Consider the following 21,493-nt stretch of genomic DNA (forward strand, 5'->3'; position numbering starts at 1 on the left):
AATTAAGTTAAAATAGCACGCTGCCGGGGCAGTCGTTATAATAATTCTGATACGTGCAGGCGGATGTTGCTGCAAATGCTATCCAGCGGCAAATCGTTGGCGTCTTTGCCAAACGGATCTTCAATTTCTTCTGCAATAAGCTCAAGGCTTGCCAGCACAAAGAATACGAATACGATCATGGGGATAATGAGGTAACCCAAACTGAACACGTATCCAAAGGGCATGGACATGACGTAGAAGAATATGAACTTCTTGATAAATACGCTGTAGGAAAAAGGGATCGGGGTGTTTTTGATCCGTTCGCAGGCGCCGCATACATCTGCAAACGACTGCAGTTCGTTGTTCAGCACAATGAGCTGATCCCCGGTGAGCTGCCCGTTGCGGTACAGGTCCATCGTTTTAGTCGTGATGAGTTGCGACAGCTGGTTAGGTACATGTTTACTGATATCAGTATGAAGTGGCTCCTGTCCTGGTATGGCTTCCATCTCGTCATGCACATAAGTTTTACGCAGGTGGTTTTTCAGGCCGTAAGCGAAGTTCGGGATCATTACTTTGAAGAACTCCCTGTCGGCCTTGTTCTCCAGCGGCAGCATGGCCTGGATCTTTATGGCCAGGTTGCGGCTGCTGTTCACGAGGGCGCCCCATTGCCGGCGGCCTTCCCACCAGCGGTCGTACGCCGTGTTGGTGCGGAACACCAGCAACAGGGAAATCACAAAGCCCAGCAGGCCATACATCAGCGTTATATTCTTTAACTCACTCTTGTCAGACATCTTCCATACCTCCAGTTCCAGCCAGGCTATAATGGCGGAATAGATGGAGAGGCCAATAAACATGGGGAACAGCTTCCTTACCGTATCCGCTTTATGAATACGGAAAATGAACGTAAACCACTCCTTTGGATTATAATTGATCATATATACTGGTTAATGAAAGGCAAAAAAAATATTTTCCGGGCGGCAAACCTAAATTTTTTAAACATGATTTTGATAACTTCCTGCTTTAACTTTACTTTACGTCTTCTTTTATTTGAAATTGCGCTATGATAAAGCCGTATTTGTACATTGATAAGTCGAAAGGAAAAGGCCGGGGAGTTTATACCAAAGAAAAAATCCCTGCCGGAACAAGAATCGAGACTTCACCGGTGCTCGTTCTCACTTACGACGATACCGAGATTGTGGATCAGACAAGACTCCATAATTATATTTTTCTCTGGGGCGCAAAAGAAACCCGTTCCTGCGTGGCACTGGGCTTTTGCTCTATCTACAACCATGATTACAATCCCAACTGTGAGTATGAAATGGACTTCAAGGAAGAAACCATGAGTATCATCACCCGTCGTGATATCAAGAAAGGAGAAGAGCTTTTTATCAACTACAACGGTGATGTAACGGATAGCTCCCCCCTTTGGTTTGATACCAAAAAGAAACAAACCGTAAAGAAGTAACAAACAGTACGAATAGTACCGTTGCAGGCGGATGACAGTGAATAATAATTCCTGCCCGGCAACTATATTATTCGTATTTCTTTCGTAATATTGTATAAGCGCTTATATAATATTAACGTCAACCTTTTCATATGTCATTCTATCCATCACTCGGTTACCTCGTTTTTGGCAGCCGCCTGCGCAGGCTGAGCGAATACTTCCTCATGGAAGTAAATAAAGTATACGAACAGGCAGGCATACCCTTTGACGCCAGCTGGTTCCCGGTGTTTTACCTCTTGTCAAAACAACAGCCGGTACCCATGATAGATATTGCCGAACAGCTGGAAATATCCCACTCCGCCGTAAGCCAGATGGTGACCAACCTGAAAAAGAAAGGACTCCTGAAAACAACGCCGTGTAAGGAAGATGGCCGCCGGCAACTGGTTGCCTTCTCCAAAAAAGGCGAAGAGCTGCTGCAACAGATCCAACCCGTATGGGAAGCCATTACCACCGCCATGGAAACACTGGTAACGGAAAACAAACAAAGCCAGCAGATACTGGCAGCCATCGCCCAGATTGAACAATCGGTACAGCAAAAACCTTTGTCAGAAAGAATCAGACAACAGTTATAACTACTTCATACACCAGAAAAATCTATTGACATGAGTGATATTTTTAAGTACGGTATTGACCAGCTCACCGTTGCCCGCGCTATTGATATTGCCGCCGGCAAGGTGAAAGGCATACTGGTACCGGAAGTCATTACGCGTGTACAAACCAGCTTCGGCTATGTACAAACCATTGTGGCGCAACATACCACAGTATATGGGATCAACACCGGCTTCGGCCCCCTGTGCGACACCAAGATTTCGGAAGCAGATACCCGCGCCCTGCAATACAATATCCTGCAAAGCCATAGCGTAGGCGTAGGAGAAAATATCCCGGAAGAAATTGCCCGCATCATGCTTATCACCAAAGTGCAGGCGCTGGCACAGGGTTACTCAGGCGTGGCATTGTCCACCCTCGAAAGGATCATCTGGCATATTGAGCATAAGGTAACGCCATTGGTGCCTGAAAAAGGCTCTGTGGGCGCTTCCGGCGACCTCGCGCCTTTATCGCACCTGTTCCTGCCACTGATCGGGCTGGGGCATGTGATGTACCGTGGCGTGAAAACAGATACGGCTTCCATGATGCAGCAGGAAGGGATACAGCCGGTAGTGCTGGGCCCTAAGGAAGGACTGGCGCTCATCAACGGCACACAGTTCATCCTGTCGTTTGCGGTTAAAGCCGTGCAACGCCTGCACAACGCACTCGAAGCGGCAGATATCATCGGCGCATTATCACTCGAAGGACTGATGGGCACCGCCAAACCTTTTGATCCCCGCTTACACGCCATCCGCCCGTATCCCGGCAACCAGCTGGTAGCGCACCGTTTGAAGGCGTTGCTGGATAACTCGGAGATCATGTCGTCGCATGTGGACTGCGGTCGTGTACAGGACCCTTATTCCCTGCGTTGTATGCCACAGGTACATGGCGCCTCCCGCACCGCCTGGCAGCACCTGCAGGAACTTACTACTATAGAGCTGAACGCTGTTACCGATAACCCCATCATCTTCAGCGCAGAAGATACCATCAGTGGCGGCAACTTCCACGGACAGCCACTGGCATTGCCCCTGGATTACGCCACTGTAGCCGCTGCGGAACTGGGTAACATCTCCGACAGGCGTTGTTATATGATGATTGAGGGAAGATATGGGCTACCAAAATTACTGATCCAGGATGCCGGGCTTAACTCCGGTTTCATGATACCACAATACACCACCGCCGCCCTGGTAACAGAAAACAAAACACTGTGTTTCCCCGCCAGCGCCGACAGCGTGCCTACTTCACTGGGTCAGGAAGACCATGTATCCATGGGTTCTATCAGTGGCCGCAAATTAAACCAGGTGATCGGCAACCTCGAATACATCCTCGCTATTGAGCTGCTGTATGCCGCGCAGGCAGTGGATTTCCGCCGGCCGCTGAAATCAGGTCCGGTATTGGAAGCCGTGCATCAGTATACCCGTAAGCATGTAACCTTTGCAGATAAAGACCGCATCTTCGCCAACGATATTGCCGCTTTGCATTGCATCGTTACCGATCAGTCGCTTGTACGTGTAGCCAATGAGGCTGCCGCTAATCATCAACTTAACTTAAACGGACTTTATAATGACCAGTTTGGACTTTATTAAAACATATGCAGCTCACCCGCATTATAAAGCGCCGCGTGGTGCACAGCTGCACGCCAGATCCTGGCAAACCGAAGCGCCCCTGCGTATGCTGCTCAACAACCTCGATGCAGAAGTAGCCGAAAACCCCGATGAGCTGGTGGTGTACGGCGGCATCGGCCAGGCAGCGCGTAACCGTGAATCTCTTCAGAAAATTATCGAAATATTATTAACGCTGGACGACGAGCATTCCCTGCTGGTACAATCCGGTAAACCTGTTGGTATTGTACGCACGCATCCGCAGGCGCCAAGAGTAATGCTGGCCAACAGCAACCTGGTGCCGAAATGGGCCACCTGGGAGCATTTCAACGAACTGCGTTCAAAGGGCCTGATGATGTACGGACAAATGACCGCGGGCAGCTGGATCTATATCGGTACACAGGGTATCCTGCAAGGGACCTATGAAACCTTTATGGAATGCGGCCGGCAACATTTCAATGGTAGCCTGGCCGGCAAACTGCTGGTAACAGCGGGTATTGGCGGTATGGGCGGCGCACAGCCACTGGCGGCCACTATGGCCGGTGCCGTGTTTATTGGCGCCGACATTGATCCTACACGCATTCAGAAAAGACTGGATACCCGCTACATCGACCGTATGACTTATTCCTACGAAGAGGCCATCCAATGGGCGAAGGAAGCACAGGCCAAAGGCGAGGCACTGTCTATCGGGTTGGTAAGCGATGCCGGTGATATGCTGGAAAGGATGTTGAAAGACAATATCATACCGGACATTCTCACTGATCAAACTTCTGCGCATGACCCGCTGAACGGGTATGTGCCCAACGGCATCACGCTGCAGGCCGCACTGGAACTGCGTAAGAGCGATGCTACAAAGTACCGGGAGCTGTCGCTGAAAAGCATGGCGCGTCATGTAGGCTTTATGTTGCAGTTGCAGCAGAAGGGCGCCGTTACTTTTGATTATGGTAATAACATCCGCGAATTTGCGCGGGAAGGCGGAGAGCCCAATGCCTTCAACTTCCCCGGATTTACGCCGGCATATATCCGTCCGCTTTTCTGTGAAGGGAAAGGCCCCTTCCGCTGGGTAGCCCTTTCCGGCGATCCGGAAGATATCTATACCACCGATCGCGCGCTGATGGAAGCATTCCCGGAAAACACGCATCTGATCAACTGGCTGAAACAGGCGCAGGAAAAAGTGGCGTTCCAGGGATTGCCTGCCCGCATCTGCTGGCTGGGCCTGGGCGAACGCGAGAAGGCAGGTCTTATTTTTAATGAGCTGGTGAGAACAGGAAAAGTGAAAGCGCCGATTGTAATTGGCCGTGATCACCTCGACTGTGGCTCTGTGGCTTCCCCCAACCGGGAAACAGAATCCATGAAAGATGGCTCCGATGCCGTGAGCGACTGGACCCTGCTCAACCTCATGGCCAACACCGGCGGCGGCGCTACCTGGGTTTCTTTCCATCATGGCGGCGGCGTAGGTATGGGGTATTCACAACACGCCGGTATGGTAGTACTGGCGGATGGTACTGACCGTGCAGCCGATTGCCTCCGTCGTGTGCTCTTCAATGATCCGGCGCTGGGTATTTTCCGTCATGCGGATGCCGGTTATGAAAAGGCACAGGAGTGGGGACAGAAATTTAATATCAGCATTTAATAACAGCGGCCAACCGCTCAATCATTGCCCATGAAAACATTAATCGGTCCTTTTGCCCAGATCCTGCCAATGACGGGCCTGTCGCTGAAAGGCGCCCTGCACGATGAACAGTTAACCGTGATAGAGAAAGGCGGGGTAGTAGTGGAAAACGGGGAGATCATTGCCATAGCAGGGTATAAATCGTTGTTGCAGAAATACCCGGATTGTGAAATTGCTTTCCAGGATACGCCGCTGGTTTTATTGCCGGGATTTATTGATTGTCATACACACATTTGTTACGATGGTACCCGTAACCGCGATTATGCCATGCGCATTGCCGGTAAAAGCTACCTGGAAATAGCCCGTGCCGGCGGCGGTATATGGGACTCTGTTACCAAAACACGTATAGCCGACCTCGTTACCCTCACGGAAAATACGGTGGCCCGCGCCAACAGGCATCTGAAGGAAGGTGTTACCACTATTGAAGTAAAAAGTGGTTACGGTTTGAACCTGGAAAGTGAATTAAAGATGCTGCGCGCCATACAACAGGCGGGCATGCACACGCCTGCCACGCTCATCTCCACCTGTTTGGCCGCGCATATGAAACCGCGTGATTATACCGGCAGTGAAGAAGCTTACCTGCAATGGATTTTAACGGAACTGTTGCCGGTAATACAGCAGGAGCAATTGAGTAACCGGGTAGATATTTTTATAGAAGAAACTGCTTTTTCTGCAAAGGCTGCTGCCGGTTTCCTGCAACAGGCCATGCAGCAGGGATTTGTGGCAACGGTGCATGCGGATCAGTTCAGCGCTGGTGGCGCTGAAGTAGCGGTGAATGCGCAGGCGTTATCTGCCGACCACCTGGAGGCCAGCACGGAAAAAGAAATTGCTTTACTCGCTAATTCTGACACGGTTGCAGTAGTTTTGCCGGGTGCTTCACTGGGATTGGGGATGTTATATGCACCGGCGCGCAGGTTGCTGAATGCAGGCGCCTGTGTGGCTATTGCGAGCGACTGGAACCCGGGATCGGCCCCTATGGGCGATTTGCTGGTACAGGCTGCCGTAATGAGCGCCGCGGAAAAGTTATCCACCGCAGAAGTGCTGGCCGCGCTGACCGTAAGAGCAGCGCCCGCATTGCAACTGAAAGATGCAGGCCAGCTGCTGGCAGGTTACACCGCTGATATGCAGGCCTATCCCACCGCTGATTACCGTGATATACTTTATTACCAGGGCAAGATGAAGCCTGCACTGGTATGGAAGAAAGGAGTTTTAGTATGATAACAAAAGAAAGCTATCAGCCCACTGTAGCGGGTTCATGGACCGGTCGTATTGATGGTACCGACCCCGACCTGCTGCGCTGGCACCAGGTGATCACTGTAACGGACCTGTTACAGTCGCCCTTGCCTGCATTGCAGCCAGGCCAGAAAGGTATTGCCTTGCTGGGCTTCGCCTGCGATGAAGGGGTGCGCCGTAATAAAGGCCGGGCAGGTGCTGCAAAAGGACCAGCGGCCATACGGAAGGTGATTGCCAACTTCCCGGTTCACTTTTCCACACAAACGATTTTACTGGATGCAGGGGATATCCTTTGCCCCAATGGCGAGCTGGAAAATGCACAGCTGGTACTCAGCGAAGCCGTGAACGCAATCCTTACTGCGGGTTACCTGCCGCTGTTACTGGGTGGTGGTCATGAAATTACGTATGGGCATGCCAGTGGTATCCGCCGGTTTGCCGGAAAGCAATCCGTAGGCTATATCAACTTTGATGCGCACTTTGATATCCGTGTTCCCGGTGCAGAAGGCGCCAGCTCAGGTACCGGCTTCTGGCAACTGGCGCAGGACGCCAAACAATCCGGTACGCCTTTTCATTACCTGGCCCTGGGCATCCAGAAGAATGGTAATACCCGCCAGCTTTTTAATATTGCGGGAGAAGAAGAAGCTACTTATGTAAGCGCAGATGCTTTTCATTTACAGGATAAAGACACGCTGTTTGCCGCCATCCAGCATTTTCTCAGCCAGGTAGATAAAGTATACCTGACCACCTGCCTCGATGTATTTGCAGCGCCATTTGCACCGGGAGTAAGCGCTACCGCCTATAACGGTATTATGCCGGGAGGTTTGTTCCTGCAGTGTTTCCGCAAAATACTGGAAAGCGGGAAAGTGGCAGGCGCCGATATTGCAGAATTGAATCCTTCACTGGATACAGATAACCGTACTGCGAAACTGGCCGCAGCCCTGGTTTTTGAGATTGTAATGGCATATAGCGGGGAAGAGGCGTTTTAGCGTGTAGCCGTTACCTTTAACGGGTATACGCTAAAAGCCGGCTACGGCTTTTAGTTCCTTTACCTGCCAGGCGCATTGCGCCAGTTGTTCTTTCATATCCATTTGCAACAGCTGTATGAGCTGTTGCGCATTCACGGGCACCGTTACTTTTTCTTTCTTCAGCTGCGCTACCGTTGCCTTTACAAACAATAATAATACGCTGGTATCATGCCATTGCCCGAGCAGCTCACCCGCTTTACGGGTAGGCGTGGCAAGGTTTTCTGTGAAAACAGCGGGGAGTATCTGTTCCAGTATATTAAGCTGATAGTATAATGCTTTTACCTCTTTCCTGACCTCATGCCACACGGTATGATGCGCCCTGCTGGCGGGCACCGTAATTTTTTTATGTTGCGCTTCCAGGTAGCTGATCAATGCAGCCGTAGCGGTTTTGGGGTCGGTATCTGCAATCGCTTCTTTGAATTGTTCCGGTAGTGAGTCCAGTTTTTTCAGGGAGCAGTACTTCAGAGTAGCCGCCAGCATTTCACTGGCGGTAGCGGCTTTGTTTTGCAGTAGCAGGTGCGCAACTGAAAAGCGCCAGGACACCTTTTTTTCATAGCGGCGCAGGTTTTTTTCCTGCAGGTGCGCATCCCGTGAAGCGCCGCCTATCGACTGTATAAGCCTGGCGGTGCGCAGATGTTTACCTGATCCGAATGAATAGTCCGGTAGTTGTTTTACCAGTGAAAAAAATGCTTTCAGCTTTTTTACGCCTACCCGCATGGCATGTATGGCATCGGCATCGCCGGGAGCCTCCTGCAGCGTGGCATATGCGGCGGTTACCGTATCGCATTCCTTACGGAGATAATGATATAGCGCTGTTTGTAGCATGCTTCTTAAAGTTAACGAAATACGCTGAAACCATCAGAACACAATGGTTTTGTTGCCGTGCAGGATCACGCGGTTGTCGATATGCGCTTTCACCGCACGGGTGAGCACTTGCCGTTCAATGTCGCGTCCCAGCATCACCAGGTCTTCCACGGTATGTTTATGGCTTACCCTGGCCACATCCTGCTCAATAATCGGGCCTTCATCCAGTTCGTTGGTAACGTAGTGGGCGGTGGCGCCGATCAGTTTTACGCCTCTCGTATAGGCGTTGAGGTAGGGCCGTGCACCGGCGAAGGCGGGCAGGAAAGAGTGATGGATATTGATAATGCGCTGCGGATAATGGCTTACAAACTGTGGCGACAGGATTTGCATGTACCTGGCCAGCACCGTGAAATCTACCCCATGTTCTTCCAGCAGCCGGATAGCGGCGCGCTCCTGCAGTTCTTTGGTGGCGCTGCTTACCGGGAGGTAATGAAAAGGGATGCCTAATGCGGTGCATTCTTTTTCCAGGGAAGCGTGATTCGAGATCACGAGCGGGATATCTACCGCCAGCTCACCGCTTTTCCATCTCCATAATAATTCCAGCAAACAATGATCATACGCCGATACCATGATAGCCATACGTTTGCGGCGATCGCTGTAATCTATTTTCCATTCCATTTGCAGCGGGGTAGCTACCTGTTGCTGGAAAGCCGCTTCCAGGGAGGCTTTATCGAGACGCTCCAGCTGGAATTCCATGCGCATAAAAAATAATCCTTCCCGGGGGTCGGTACTGTGTTGACTTGCATCCAGTATATTTGCACCCAACAGGTACAGGAACTGTGATACACCGGCTACTATGCCTGGCCGGTCCGGACAGCAAATAAGCAGACAGGCGGTGATATGAGGGACTTCTTGTTTTAACATATGACTACCAAAATATAAAATATTAATACAATTCTCCGTTGAAAAAGATAGGACTAATGTCGGATACCCACAGCTATTTGCATCCACAGGTATTCAAATATTTTGAAGAAGTAGATGAAATCTGGCATGCCGGCGACATCGGTAATGTGGATCTGGCCGATAAACTGGAAAAATTCAAGCCTTTCAGGGCTGTTTTTGGGAATATCGACGGGGCAGATATCCGTATCCGTTATCCCGAAACCCTCCGTTTCAACCTGGAAGGAGTAGAGGTGATGATGACACATATTGGCGGATATCCGGGGAAATATGCCCCCGGCGTGAAGGAACAGCTGAAACAGCATCCGGCCAAACTGTTTATCTGCGGGCATTCGCACATCCTGAAAGTAATGCCGGATGCGGCACTTCATTTGTTGCATATGAACCCGGGAGCATGCGGACAACAAGGATGGCATAAGGTAAAAACACTGCTGCGTTTTCAGCTGGAGGCTGGCAATATTCAACAACTGGAGGTGATAGAGCTTCCCTGATCAATCAACATTGCTTACAACCTACAACACTTATGAACCTACGAATTTTAGCATGGCTGGTAATATTGGGACTGGGAACTGCACAGGCAAGGGCGCAGGGAAAATTCCTGAAATGGCTGAAAACAGAAAATGATACAGCGTATATCGAAGATCATACGGAAGATATCACTTTCCGGCTGTATGGCTCCCGTAAGTACACCAAGTACGATATCATGGACCGGAAAACAAAAACCGATATCCTCTACAGACCCAATACCCCTTTCAACGTAGGATTTGGCGCCAACTACCGGTTCATAGGACTTAACATCGGGTTTAACCTGCCGTTTATTAACAGTACGGAGCGGTATGGTAAAACAAAATACCTCGATCTGCAATCGCATGTGTACCTCCGCAAAATTGTGGTAGACATCTACGCCCAATACTATAAAGGCTACTATGTAGCCAACCCGGAGAAAGTATACGGCAAAGCCTATACCGCGCTGAATCCTTATCCGCAGCGGCCTGATATCAGGAATACCGACTTTGGCCTGAATGTGGGCTACATCTTCAACGACAAACGTTTTTCTTACCGCGCTCCCAACCTGCAGAATGAATATCAGAAGAAAAGCGCCGGTTCATTGATTGTGGGTGGGGAAGTGTTCCTGGCCCGTATCAAAGGCGATTCTTCCCTCATTCCTACCAACATGGCAGATACCGCATTTCTGCGGGATGAGCACTATTATAAAACCGGTATTAATTCATTGGCTGCTAATGTAGGATACGCCTATACTTTTGTGCTGAAAGAGCATTTCTTTTTATCCTTGTCGCTCACAGGTGGGCTGGGAGGAAATATCACCACCCTGTTCCTGGAAAACGGGGATGTGAGCCGTAAAGCGGGACTGCAATTCAGCAATACTGTGCGGGCTTCGCTGGGGTATAATTCCAGCCGTTATTTTGCAGGGATACATTACGTAGGCATGAACACCCGCAGCGGAATGTCCATACCGCATACCTATCAAACTTTTGGTACAGGCAATTTCAGGGTGAGCCTGGTGCGCCGTTTCACCCTGGAAAAGCCGCTCTGGCGGTCAAAGACGATCTAGCTTTGCGCCGGTGAAATCCATTTGGACCTGGCCGGTGGCTGGTATCTTTCCATTTGTAATAACAGGTCGCTGATATCATTGCTGCATAACAGCATATCGCGGTTCTCTGCCGTGAGGAAACCCTTTTCAGACATAGTTTTCGACAGGGCTATGAGGGCATCGTAGAAACCATTTACATTGAGCAGGCCGACCGGTTTTTTATGCAGGCCCAGTTGTCCCCAGGTGAGCATTTCAAATAATTCTTCCATAGTGCCGAAGCCTCCGGGCAGTGCAATTACGCCATCGCACAATTCATTCATCTTTGTTTTACGTTCGTGCATGGTATCTACCAGGATCAGTTCTGTGAGGCCGGTATGCGCCAGTTCTTTCTGTTGCAGGAAGTGCGGCAGTACACCAATGGCTTTGCCACCGGCATTTAAGGCGCCATCAGCCACAGCGCCCATCAGTCCTACTTTAGCGCCACCATACACCAGTGTAAGGTTGCGTTGGGCCAGTGCGGCGCCCAGGCGGGTGGCCTGTTCCATATAAACGGGATCATGTCCGGCACTGGAGCCACAATAAACAACAATTCGATTCATATCCTTGGATTATAAAGTGTTCAATTCGGCCTGGATGTTTGTCCGGGCGGCGGTTTCATATAACTCACGGAACGCCGGTGTTACGTAAATAGCGGGCATTTCCAGGAAATGCTGCAATACTTTTCTGCGTCCGGGGATATACACATCGTCCGGGTAAACCTGGTATTCCTGGCGGATCTGCTGCGCGTAGGCCCGGTATGTTTCCGGGGAGGCGCCGAGGATCTGCAGGTCGAAGTCGAGGAAGTAATCCAGGTCCGGATCGTGATGAGTATTGATATGTGTTTTGGTAGCGATAATGAAATCGCTGACTTTGGTGTTTTTTTCCACCGGGTAATTAATTTTATGAAGATGGGTTACCGCGGCAGCAGCACTGCGTTCTTCATTATCGGGTTGCAGCGGGTTATAAATGATATCATGAAAGAAGATGGCAAAAAGTACGGCTTCCGGATCTGTGAGCTGATGCACATATGCCTGTTGCAGGCTTACCAGCTGCTGTATATGCGACCAGTTGTGATAGTACCTTCCGTGGGACTGATACGCATCCACCAGGGCCGTGTAGGAGCTGTTAACCAGCGTGGCGTCTGTGTTGGGATGAAGGGAAGACCAGATGACATTTAATGCAGACATATGGGTTCTTTTTCGGGTCGTCATTTAAAAAGAAAACGGGCAGAAACTCTTTCTGCCCGTTCCTTGTATGTTAAAGCTTTGGATTAAGCTTTTTTCGCAGCTTCTGCACGGATTACGTTCAGTGCGCCACCTGCTTTAAACCACTCGATCTGTTGTTCGTTGTACGTGTGGTTTACAGGGAACTCACTGGTGCTGCCATCTTTATGATGAAGCACAACGGTGAGTTGTTTACCGGGAGCGAAGGTAGTAAGACCGAGGATGTCGATGGTATCATCTTCCTGGATCAGGTCATAATCTTCTTTGTTGGCGAAGGTCAGACCCAGCATACCTTGTTTTTTCAGGTTGGTTTCGTGGATACGGGCGAAAGATTTCACCAGGATAGCACGAACGCCGAGGTGACGCGGTTCCATTGCAGCGTGTTCGCGGCTGGAGCCTTCACCGTAGTTTTCATCCCCTACTACTACTGCACCGAAGCCGTGTGCTTTGTAGTCGCGCATGGTAGCAGGTACTGCACCATATTCGCCGGTGATGGAGTTTTTAACGGTATCGCTTTTATCGTTGAATGCGTTGATCGCACCAATGAGCATGTTGTTGGAGATGTTATCCAGGTGACCGCGGTATTTCAGCCATGGACCAGCCATAGAGATGTGATCCGTAGTACATTTACCTTTTGCTTTGATGAGCAGTTTCAATCCTTTCAGATCGGTGCCTTCCCATGCAGCAAATGGCGCGAGGAGTTGTAAACGGTCGGAGGTAGGGGATACTTTCACCTGAACGCCGCTACCATCGGCAGCAGGGGCCTGGTAACCGGCATCTTCTACAGCAAAGCCTTTTGGAGGCAGTTCAAAACCTACCGGTTCGTCCAGCATTACTTCTTCACCGTTTTTGTTTTTCAGTTTGTCGGTCAGCGGGTTGAAGGTAAGATCACCTGCGATGGCCAGTGCTGTTACAATTTCCGGAGAAGCTACAAATGCGTGGGTAGAAGCGTTACCATCATTTCTCTTCGCAAAGTTACGGTTGAAGGAAGTGATGATAGAGTTTTTGCGGGTAGGGTCGTCGATATGACGGGCCCACTGACCGATACACGGACCGCAGGCATTTGCCAGTACCACACCGCCTACCTGGTCGAAGGTATTCAGTAAACCGTCTCTTTCAATGGTAAAACGTACCAGTTCAGAGCCGGGAGTGATGGTGTATTCAGATTTCATTTCCAGTTGCTTGTCGATGGCCTGTTGTGCCAGGGAAGCAGAGCGGGAAATATCTTCGTAGGAAGAGTTGGTGCAGGAACCGATGAGGGCTACTTCCAGTTTTTCAGGCCAGTTGTTTTCTTTTACTGCCTGTGCAAATTTGGAGATAGGCCATGCCAGATCCGGTGTGAACGGACCGTTTACATATGGTTCCAGTTCGTCCAGGTTGATTTCAATTACCTGGTCGTAGTATTTGGAAGGATCTGCGTATACATCTGCATCCGGACGGAGATGATCTCTTACTTCATCAGCCAGGGCAGCTACTTCTGCGCGACCGGTGATTTTCAGGTAGTCGGCCATTTTGCTGTCGTATGCAAACAGGGAACAGGTAGCGCCGATTTCAGCACCCATGTTACAGATAGTAGCCTTACCGGTAGCGCTGAAGCTATCCGCACCTTCGCCGAAGTATTCCACGATAGCGCCGGTACCACCTTTTACGGTGAGGATACCTGCTACTTTCAGGATAATATCTTTGGCAGAAGTCCAGCCGCTCATTTTACCTGTCAGTTTCACACCGATCAGTTTCGGCATTTTCAGCTCCCAGGGTAAACCAGCCATTACGTCAACAGCGTCGGCACCACCAACACCAATTGCCACCATGCCTAAACCGCCGGCATTAGGGGTGTGGGAGTCAGTACCGATCATCATACCACCCGGAAACGCGTAGTTTTCCAGCACTACCTGGTGAATGATACCAGCGCCTGGTTTCCAGAAACCAATGCCGTACTTATCAGAAATTGAGGAAAGGAAATCGTAAACTTCTTTATTGGTGTCAATAGCAGTTGCCAGATCTTCTGTAGCGCCTACTTTTGCCTGAATGAGGTGATCACAATGAACAGTGGAGGGAACCGCAACTTTATCACGACCGCAGGTCATAAACTGGAGCAATGCCATCTGGGCGGTTGCATCCTGCATAGCTACGCGATCCGGCGCAAATTCAACATAGGATTTGCCTCTTTCGTAGGGCGTGGTAGTAGGTGCATACAAGTGTGCGTACAAAATCTTCTCAGCCAGTGTCAGCGGGCGACCCAGCATTTTACGGGTAGCTTCCACCTTACCCGGGAGTGCCGCATACACTTTTTTAATCATGTCAATATCAAACACCATGGGAAAAAAATTATTTAAGAGCGGTTAAAAATTGCTCGCAAAATTAACTAAAATCGGCAAGTTTTTAAATTAAATACTTAACATCCGGCCAACTGTGTGTAAACTTTTGGTACTTTAACGGTTCCCGTGATATTCAGCCCGTTATGGCGGAATAGCCTTACCAGCCGTTTTTTCCTTGTTTTTCCAGCCGGAATTTGATAAATTTGATTTATGAACCGGATAAAAGACTTTGTGGAATGGAAGGCGTTCGGTGTATGTGCCGCTATAGGAGATAAACTTGGGGTAGCCACATCCCGTATACGCATCTTTTTCATTTATGCCACTTTCCTTACAATGGGGTCCCCGCTCATTGTATACATGATTCTTGCCTTCTGGGTAAATATGAAGAATTATATTCTGAATGCCCGGAGAAATCCACTGCGTTACTTATAAGTTATTGATATAAAGAAAAAGAGGTGGTTCGCGTTATCCGTGAACCACCTCTTTTATTTCCTGGGTATATTTTTCTTTGTTTATTCCAGATGAAACAGCGTCATGCCGTGATAATGGTTTTGCAACTCATTTAACGTGATCGGCTCTACGAGATTCCTGGTTTCGTCCCGGTAGTGCAGCTGCAAAAGCGGGTTATGGCCTTCCTCAAACCAGCGGATGGAGAACGGGCCTCTCACATACAATGTTCCTCCTGCCTTCGACGATGCCGCTTCATCTTTATGAAACTGCAGTTTCAGCAGGGTGGCCTCGGTCAGAAGAACAGGTTCCAGGTTATCAAGATCGTACCAGAACTCATTTTCATCTGTAGCCACCAACACTTTCTTGTCCTCATGATCTACCTGCAAAATCTTCCCTTCCTTTTCTGTCCCGCCATAATTTGTGATAATGGTATCACCTGATTTTAATTCGTGGATATTAATCATAGTGAACTGTGTTTTATGTGTTTCATGAATTTACTGAAAAAAGTGCAAAGCTTCGTGTAAAGAAAAAAGCGATTATCACCTTCCAGTGGTAATCGCTTTTTTCTTTATGTGGTGCGGATTAAAACTTTCTCACTACCTGGCGGAGTTCCACCAGTTGTTCCAGCAATGGTTCCAGTAAATCCAGGCGGAGCATATTGGCGCCGTCAGATTTTGCACAGGAAGGATCGGGGTGTGTTTCAATGAACAGGCCATCGGCGCCGGTAGCAATAGCTGCTTTGGCAATGGTGCTGATCATTTGCGGGTTACCACCGGTTACGCCGCTGGTTTGATTGGGCTGTTGTAAGGAGTGGGTACAATCCATTACCACAGGCTCACCCAGGTGTTTCATAATGGGAATGTTGCGGTAATCCACAACCAGGTCCTGGTAGCCAAAGGTGGTACCGCGTTCGGTAAGGATGATATGATCATTACCGGCTCCCTTGATCTTTTCCACAGCAAATTTCATGGATTCGCCGCTGAGGAACTGTCCTTTCTTTACATTTACTACTTTACCTGTTTCTGCAGCGGCCAGCAGGATATCTGTTTGACGGCAGAGGAAAGCGGGAATCTGTAACACATCCACGTAAGCGGCTGCCATAGCAGCTTCTGCAGCGGAGTGAATATCTGAAGTAACGGGAACATTAAAAGTTTTACCTATCTTCTGCAGCAGTTCCAGCCCTTCCACATCTCCGATTCCGGTAAAGGAATGCACACTGGTACGGTTAGCTTTACGGTAGGAAGCTTTGAAAATATAAGGGATCGCTAATCTTTTACAGATGGTGGTCACTTTTTCAGCCACTTCCATCAGTATGGATTCTTCTTCAATCACACACGGACCAGCAATCAGGAAGAAATTTTCGGGGTTGTATTGCTCTTTGAATAAAGATTTTAAATGCTTCATATCTTGAAAAAATTGTGTCATTTAATTGAAGGTGCAAAGATAGGCATTCTCAGGCAAAGGGAGGCTATGAAGCCGCTTCATTTGGGCTAATTGTCATAACATTGTAATCTGAAAACCATGTGCATAACCCGGCGTTCATTTTATTGTTATAGCATTGTCATGCGCTGGGAAGGGGTGAGTGGAAATAGCGGCGAAGCTGTTAATATTACGGTCCGATTTAAAATAGCTTACAATTATATTTTTGTATGAAGAAAGATAAGATACTGGTTATAGGCGCCTGCGGACAAATTGGCGTGGAGCTGACCCTGGCTTTAAGAAAGATGTATGGAGATGCGAATGTGCTGGCTTCCGATTTGCGGGAAGAGCATGATTTGCTGAAGGGAACCGGTCCGTATGTGTCGCTGGATGTAATGAACAAGGAGATGCTGCATGTGCTGGTGATCCGTCATAATATCACCCAGATCTATCTGCTGGCGGCGATCCTGTCGGCCACCGGTGAAAAAAATCCATTGCTGGCATGGCATATCAATATGCAGAGCCTGTTGAATGTACTGGATATTGCGAAAGAAGAAAATCTTGATAAAATATACTGGCCAAGTTCCATTGCGGTATTTGGTCCTAACTCACCGGCGCAGGAAACGCCCCAGCACACCATTATTGAGCCTACCACCATTTATGGGATCAGCAAATTTGCGGGTGAGCGCTGGTGCGAATACTACAACCACCGCTTTGGTGTGGATGTAAGAAGTTTGCGCTACCCCGGCCTGATCAGCTACAAATCAGCGCCCGGCGGCGGTACTACGGATTATGCCATTGAAATTTTCCATGAGGCCAAAGAGCACCAGAAATACACGAGCTTCCTGTCTGAAAATACTTATCTCCCGATGATGTACATGCCGGATGCTATCCGCGCTACCATTGAACTGATGGAAGCCGACGCGTCTAAAATAGCAGTACGTTCTGCCTATAACCTGGGTGCGATGAGTTTTTCCCCGAAAGAAATAGGTGCGGAAATACAGAAACATATTCCTGCTTTCACGATGGCTTATGAGCCGGATTACCGTCAGCAGATTGCAGACGGCTGGCCAAACAGTATCGACGACAGCCAGGCGCGTGCAGATTGGGGCTGGAAGCCTGAATTTGACCTGGCCGCAATGACAAAAGATATGCTTCAACATATTTAATTTAACCATTCCATGAAAACAAAAAAAGCAGCGGATCTCCGCTGCTTTCTTGTTTTTATAAAGAGGTACTGCTATTCAATGAAACCCACAGCCACGGTGGTGTTATTAAACTCATCGATGAGAATAAAGGCGCCGTTGGCAGGATTGCTCTGATAAGGATCTGCAAATATCGGTGCTGCTGTTTTCAGCGTAATTCTGCCGATATCATTCAGCGTCATGGATGCTTTATCTGTTACCTGCACATGATTGGTTACATCTGTAATGTAATTGATCTGCTGCACCTTTGCTTTCACGCGGTTAACGCCATGCTGTAACAGGTAGGTTTTACCCGGAGTAAGCGGCAGCTGGTCCATCCAGCAGATGTTGGCGCTTATTTCCTTCAGTTGCGGCGGCACTTCGTTTGTTTTCACGAGCATGTTGCCGCGACTGCTGTCTATTTCGCCTTCCAGGGTAATCACCACACTTTCGCGTGCATGCGCCACCGGTAGTTGCTTTTCAAATTGCTCAATGGTTTTGATGCGGCTCTTTTGCCCGGAGGGCAGGGAGATTACTTCATCGCCTACAGAGAAATGACCGCTGGCCACTTTGCCCGCAAAGCCGCGGAAATCGTGGTATTCGGTGGTTCTCGGACGGATCACGCTTTGAATGGGGAAACGGGCAGGGTGGTTACGGTCTTCATGATCGAACGACACCTGTTCCAGGTATTCCAGCAGGGTGCTGCCATTGTACCAGTTGATAGAGCCTGTGCGGCTGGCAACGTTTTCGCCATACAGGGAGGAGATGGGAATGAACTTTACTTCCTGTCCTTTAAACCCGGCGTTATCGAGCATTTGCTGGAAATCTTCCACTATCTGGTTAAAACGGGCTTCGCTGTAATCTACCAGGTCCATTTTATTTACGCAAACCACCAGGTACGGAATACGCAGGAGGTTGGCGATAAAGAAGTGGCGGTGTGTTTGTTCCACGATGCCTCTGCGTGCGTCGATGAGGATCAGCGACACCTGTGCATTGGAGGCGCCGGTTACCATGTTGCGGGTATATTCAATATGCCCGGGGGTATCGGCAATGATGTATTTGCGGGTAGGGGTGGAGAAGTAGATGTGTGCCACATCTATCGTAATTCCCTGCTCACGTTCTGCTACCAGTCCGTCGGTCAGCAACGACAGGTCCGTAAAATCCAGTCCTTTGCGTTTGCTGGCAGCGTGGAGCGCTTCCATTTTATCTTGCGGAATAGAATTGGTATCGTATAATAAACGGCCTATTAAGGTACTTTTACCATCGTCTACACTACCGGAAGTGGCTATACGTAAAACCTCCATTATTTTTATTTTTTTGCTTTTAGCGACTGGCGTTAAAAGATGTGTTCAATTAAGTTAAAGCGTGTGTTACAGGAAGTGTTGTTAAAAGTATCCTGCCTGTTTTCTCTTTTCCATAGCGGCTTCAGAGCGTTTATCGTCTATACGTGCGCCACGTTCGGAGATCTTTGCTTCCATAATTTCGGCAATGATATCTTCCAGTTTATCGGCTTCCGATAATACGGCGGCGGTACAGGTCATATCGCCTACGGTACGGAAGCGTACTTTCTGGCGGAACGGTACTTCGTCGGCGGTGGTGTTGAGGAAAGAGGAGTAAGGCCAGTAAAGACCATCGCGTTCTATGATTTCTCTTTCATGGGAGAAGTAGATAGAAGGTATTTCCAGTTTTTCACGAACGATATAATTCCACACGTCCAGTTCGGTCCAGTTGGAGATGGGGAATACGCGTACGTTTTCACCGATATTGATTTTACCGTTGAGGATATCGAACAGTTCGGGGCGTTGCATTTTGGCGTTCCACTGACCGAATTCGTCTCTTACGGAGAAGATTCTTTCTTTGGCGCGGGCTTTTTCTTCATCCCTGCGGGCGCCGCCGATGCAGGCGTCAAACTTTCCTTCTTCGATGGCATCGAGGAGGGTAACGGTTTGGAGGGCGTTTCTGCTGGCGTATTTGCCGGTTTCTTCCTGGGCTTTACCCTGGTCGATGCTGTCCTGTACATTTCTTACGATGATGTCCAGTCCGAGTGTATTCACGAGCCAGTCGCGGAATTCGATGGTTTCCGGGAAGTTGTGGCCGGTATCCACATGCAGCAGGGAGAAAGGTATTTTGCCGGGGTAAAATGCTTTCTGTGCCAGTCGTACGAGTGTAATTGAATCCTTGCCGCCGGAGAACAGCAGCACTGGTTTTTCGAACTGTGCTACTGTTTCACGAAGTATATAGATGGCTTCATCTTCCAGTGCCTGAGGAAATTCCCAATTTATTTGATTAGTCATGGACTATAATAATTTATTCTAAAAGCTAATATTTGTTATCCGTGCAAACCGCATTCTTTCTGCGACTGTTCCCACCACCACCGGCCGGCGCGGGGATTTTCCCCCGGCTCAATGGCGCGTGTACAGGGTGCGCAGCCAATGCTGATGAAGCCTTTATCGTGCAGTTTGTTGTAGGGCACGTTATGTTGTTCCAGGTAGGCCAGTACTTCGTCGTAGCCCCAGTGGATCAGCGGATTAAATTTATAGAGGTGGCGATGTTCGTCCCATTCGAGGATTTCCATGCCCTGCCGGTTTTCGGACTGTTCAGCCCGGAGGCCGGTGATCCATACTTTTACGCCTTCCAGCGCCCTGTTGAGGGGTACAATTTTGCGGATGCCGCAACATTCCTTGCGGTTTTCCACTGATTCGTAAAAGCTGTTGGGTCCTTTGGTGGAAACCAGTTTTTCTACTGCGGTGGTGTCCGGGTAATAAACTTCTACAGGTTGTTTATAACGGGCCATAGTGAGGTCCATTACATCGTATGTTTCCTGAAAGAGGCGGCCCGTGTCCAGGGTAAAAACTCTAACCGGCAATTGGTTACGCCAGATAATATCTGATATTACCTGGTCTTCCTGGCCAAAAGAGGTAGAGAATGCTACAGCACCGGGGTATTGTTCCAACAGGTACTGTATGGCCTCCTCCACTGATTTGTTGACCAGCGCGGTGGTAATGTCTGTCATGTAGATCTTCCTTATTGAATTGATATGTCTAGTGCCAGCGGAGCGATTACGGTCACTCCTCTTACAAAAATACATAAAACCTATAAAAAAGATAGACTAATAGGGTAAAAAATTATTTCTTTCCTGTAAAGGGGCTGTGGTGGCGGGGAGAAAATGGGTGGAGTTGGGGGAACCTGCTAAGATGGGGCATAGAAAGCAGCGTGGGAGTGGACGAACCGGGGGAATGGGCAAAAGGTGGTATACCTGCTGTGAACATAGGGAGGATTCGCTGTGGAGTGGGATAGGAGTTACTTAGCACTTGGAGTATACGTGCTGTTAACCCGGAGGTGACGTGGAGGGGACGTGGACTTGATCCTGAAACCCTTTACTGTAGCGGAAAAGCCGGCACGTGGCCGGCTCGGATATTTTACACCCTGATTAGCTGTTTCGGGTCAGGATATCTTTCAAGGTTTTGTTCTCGAGGATTTTCAGGGCGGAATCCCTCACTTTGCCCATTACTTCATTGAGGCCACAAACGGCTTCATCGCGGCAGTTTTCGCAGCGTTCGTAGTAATTGAGGCTTACGCAGGGAAGCAGCGCAATAGGTCCGTCGAGCAGGCGGATGATTTTCGCCAGAGCGATCTCTTTGGGAGGTCGCATGAGGTAATAACCGCCCCCTTTTCCTTTTTTACTGCCGAGGATGCCGGCATTCTTCAACTCCAGCAAAATATTTTCCAGGAATTTGATAGAGATATTTTTTTCCTGTGCAATTTCGGATATCAGGATGGGTCCTTTATCTACATTCTCTGCCAGGTGTACTAATGCGTGAAATGCGTATTGCGTTTTTTTCGATAACATACTGACTTTTTTGCATCCCTCCACGGATGAACTAATAGTGCGGTGCACACTTTATATTCCTGCAAAGATAAGCAGTTTTTAGCTGCCAGCAGTGA

22 protein-coding genes are annotated in these 21,493 nt (G+C 49.0%); 10 read left to right on the plus strand and 12 right to left on the minus strand.

The window, feature by feature from the left end; all coding sequences use genetic code 11:
- Nucleotides 1-35: 35 nt before the first annotated feature.
- Complete coding sequence (locus PV783_RS09760; RefSeq protein WP_079468936.1) at nucleotides 36-914, minus strand: bestrophin family protein; 879 nt, start codon at nucleotides 912-914, stop codon at nucleotides 36-38.
- A gap of 125 nt (nucleotides 915-1,039) precedes the next feature.
- Here PV783_RS09760 and PV783_RS09765 point away from each other — a divergent pair, with 125 nt between their 5' ends.
- The 6 genes from PV783_RS09765 to hutG all read left to right on the plus strand — a co-directional run bounded on the left by PV783_RS09765 (nucleotide 1,040) and on the right by hutG (nucleotide 7,560).
- Nucleotides 1,040-1,444, plus strand: a complete 405-nt coding sequence (locus tag PV783_RS09765; RefSeq protein WP_079468935.1) for an SET domain-containing protein — start codon at nucleotides 1,040-1,042, stop codon at nucleotides 1,442-1,444.
- Nucleotides 1,445-1,575: 131 nt separating this feature from the next.
- Entirely contained in the window at nucleotides 1,576-2,055 is a 480-nt protein-coding gene (locus tag PV783_RS09770; protein ID WP_079468934.1) for a MarR family winged helix-turn-helix transcriptional regulator, read from the plus strand.
- A 30-nt stretch (nucleotides 2,056-2,085) separates the two neighbouring features.
- Complete coding sequence (hutH, locus tag PV783_RS09775) at nucleotides 2,086-3,654, plus strand: histidine ammonia-lyase (RefSeq protein ID WP_079468933.1); 1,569 nt, start codon at nucleotides 2,086-2,088, stop codon at nucleotides 3,652-3,654.
- Nucleotides 3,632-5,302 carry a urocanate hydratase gene (hutU, locus tag PV783_RS09780; protein WP_420987856.1) on the plus strand — a complete coding sequence of 557 codons (1,671 nt, stop codon included), beginning with the start codon at nucleotides 3,632-3,634 and terminating at the stop codon, nucleotides 5,300-5,302. The genes hutH and hutU overlap by 23 nt, the downstream gene beginning before the upstream one ends.
- A 30-nt stretch (nucleotides 5,303-5,332) precedes the next feature.
- Entirely contained in the window at nucleotides 5,333-6,559 is a 1,227-nt protein-coding gene (gene hutI, locus PV783_RS09785; protein WP_420987857.1) for an imidazolonepropionase, read from the plus strand.
- A complete protein-coding gene (gene hutG / locus PV783_RS09790) occupies nucleotides 6,556-7,560 on the plus strand; it encodes a formimidoylglutamase (RefSeq protein ID WP_079468930.1) in 1,005 nt (334 codons plus the stop codon). The genes hutI and hutG overlap by 4 nt, the downstream gene beginning before the upstream one ends.
- A gap of 30 nt (nucleotides 7,561-7,590) precedes the next feature.
- Here the strand turns inward: hutG and PV783_RS09795 are convergent, their stop codons facing one another.
- A complete protein-coding gene (locus tag PV783_RS09795; protein WP_420987858.1) occupies nucleotides 7,591-8,424 on the minus strand; it encodes a CHAD domain-containing protein in 834 nt (277 codons plus the stop codon).
- A gap of 33 nt (nucleotides 8,425-8,457) precedes the next feature.
- Entirely contained in the window at nucleotides 8,458-9,327 is an 870-nt protein-coding gene (purU, locus tag PV783_RS09800; RefSeq protein ID WP_079468928.1) for a formyltetrahydrofolate deformylase, read from the minus strand.
- Nucleotides 9,328-9,383: 56 nt separating this feature from the next.
- Between purU and PV783_RS09805 the strand changes: the two genes are divergently transcribed.
- Both PV783_RS09805 and PV783_RS09810 read left to right on the plus strand, forming a co-directional pair.
- Nucleotides 9,384-9,854, plus strand: a complete 471-nt coding sequence (locus tag PV783_RS09805; RefSeq protein WP_262488100.1) for a metallophosphoesterase family protein — start codon at nucleotides 9,384-9,386, stop codon at nucleotides 9,852-9,854.
- 32 nt (nucleotides 9,855-9,886) lie between these two features.
- On the plus strand, nucleotides 9,887-10,936 hold the full coding sequence (locus PV783_RS09810; protein WP_079468926.1) for a DUF4421 domain-containing protein: 1,050 nt from the start codon (nucleotides 9,887-9,889) through the stop codon (nucleotides 10,934-10,936).
- Here PV783_RS09810 and PV783_RS09815 read toward each other — a convergent pair.
- From PV783_RS09815 to PV783_RS09825, 3 genes are all read right to left on the minus strand, one after another.
- A complete protein-coding gene (locus tag PV783_RS09815; protein WP_420987859.1) occupies nucleotides 10,933-11,514 on the minus strand; it encodes a TIGR00730 family Rossman fold protein in 582 nt (193 codons plus the stop codon). The genes PV783_RS09810 and PV783_RS09815 overlap by 4 nt on opposite strands.
- Nucleotides 11,515-11,523: 9 nt before the next feature.
- A complete protein-coding gene (locus PV783_RS09820) occupies nucleotides 11,524-12,141 on the minus strand; it encodes a hypothetical protein (protein WP_420987860.1) in 618 nt (205 codons plus the stop codon).
- An 83-nt stretch (nucleotides 12,142-12,224) separates the two neighbouring features.
- The gene (locus PV783_RS09825; RefSeq protein ID WP_079468923.1) at nucleotides 12,225-14,495 is read right to left on the minus strand and encodes an aconitate hydratase; all 2,271 of its coding nucleotides are present in this window, start codon (nucleotides 14,493-14,495) and stop codon (nucleotides 12,225-12,227) included.
- A 210-nt stretch (nucleotides 14,496-14,705) separates the two neighbouring features.
- Between PV783_RS09825 and PV783_RS09830 the strand changes: the two genes are divergently transcribed.
- Nucleotides 14,706-14,927 (plus strand): PspC domain-containing protein, encoded by a 222-nt coding sequence (locus PV783_RS09830; RefSeq protein WP_079468922.1) that lies wholly within the window; start codon nucleotides 14,706-14,708, stop codon nucleotides 14,925-14,927.
- Nucleotides 14,928-15,007: 80 nt separating this feature from the next.
- Here the strand turns inward: PV783_RS09830 and PV783_RS09835 are convergent, their stop codons facing one another.
- A complete protein-coding gene (locus PV783_RS09835) occupies nucleotides 15,008-15,409 on the minus strand; it encodes a hypothetical protein (protein ID WP_111579493.1) in 402 nt (133 codons plus the stop codon).
- Nucleotides 15,410-15,527: 118 nt separating this feature from the next.
- Nucleotides 15,528-16,349 (minus strand): 3-deoxy-8-phosphooctulonate synthase, encoded by an 822-nt coding sequence (gene kdsA / locus PV783_RS09840; RefSeq protein WP_181785016.1) that lies wholly within the window; start codon nucleotides 16,347-16,349, stop codon nucleotides 15,528-15,530.
- Between the two features lie 245 nt (nucleotides 16,350-16,594).
- On the opposite strand from kdsA, the gene PV783_RS09845 reads away from it, so the two are divergent.
- A complete protein-coding gene (locus PV783_RS09845; protein WP_079468920.1) occupies nucleotides 16,595-17,533 on the plus strand; it encodes an NAD-dependent epimerase/dehydratase family protein in 939 nt (312 codons plus the stop codon).
- A gap of 71 nt (nucleotides 17,534-17,604) precedes the next feature.
- On the opposite strand, the gene PV783_RS09850 is transcribed toward PV783_RS09845, so the two are convergent.
- From PV783_RS09850 to PV783_RS09865, 4 genes are all read right to left on the minus strand, one after another.
- Nucleotides 17,605-18,852 carry a sulfate adenylyltransferase subunit 1 gene (locus tag PV783_RS09850; protein ID WP_079468919.1) on the minus strand — a complete coding sequence of 416 codons (1,248 nt, stop codon included), beginning with the start codon at nucleotides 18,850-18,852 and terminating at the stop codon, nucleotides 17,605-17,607.
- An 81-nt stretch (nucleotides 18,853-18,933) separates the two neighbouring features.
- The gene (gene cysD, locus PV783_RS09855; protein ID WP_079468918.1) at nucleotides 18,934-19,842 is read right to left on the minus strand and encodes a sulfate adenylyltransferase subunit CysD; all 909 of its coding nucleotides are present in this window, start codon (nucleotides 19,840-19,842) and stop codon (nucleotides 18,934-18,936) included.
- A 35-nt stretch (nucleotides 19,843-19,877) separates the two neighbouring features.
- Nucleotides 19,878-20,561 carry a phosphoadenylyl-sulfate reductase gene (locus PV783_RS09860; RefSeq protein WP_079468917.1) on the minus strand — a complete coding sequence of 228 codons (684 nt, stop codon included), beginning with the start codon at nucleotides 20,559-20,561 and terminating at the stop codon, nucleotides 19,878-19,880.
- Nucleotides 20,562-20,978: 417 nt separating this feature from the next.
- Complete coding sequence (locus PV783_RS09865) at nucleotides 20,979-21,398, minus strand: RrF2 family transcriptional regulator (protein ID WP_079468916.1); 420 nt, start codon at nucleotides 21,396-21,398, stop codon at nucleotides 20,979-20,981.
- Nucleotides 21,399-21,493 lie beyond the last annotated feature (95 nt).

Origin of the sequence: Chitinophaga sp. CC14, assembly GCF_048957795.1 — a bacterium.
GTDB lineage: Bacteria > Bacteroidota > Bacteroidia > Chitinophagales > Chitinophagaceae > Chitinophaga > Chitinophaga ginsengisegetis.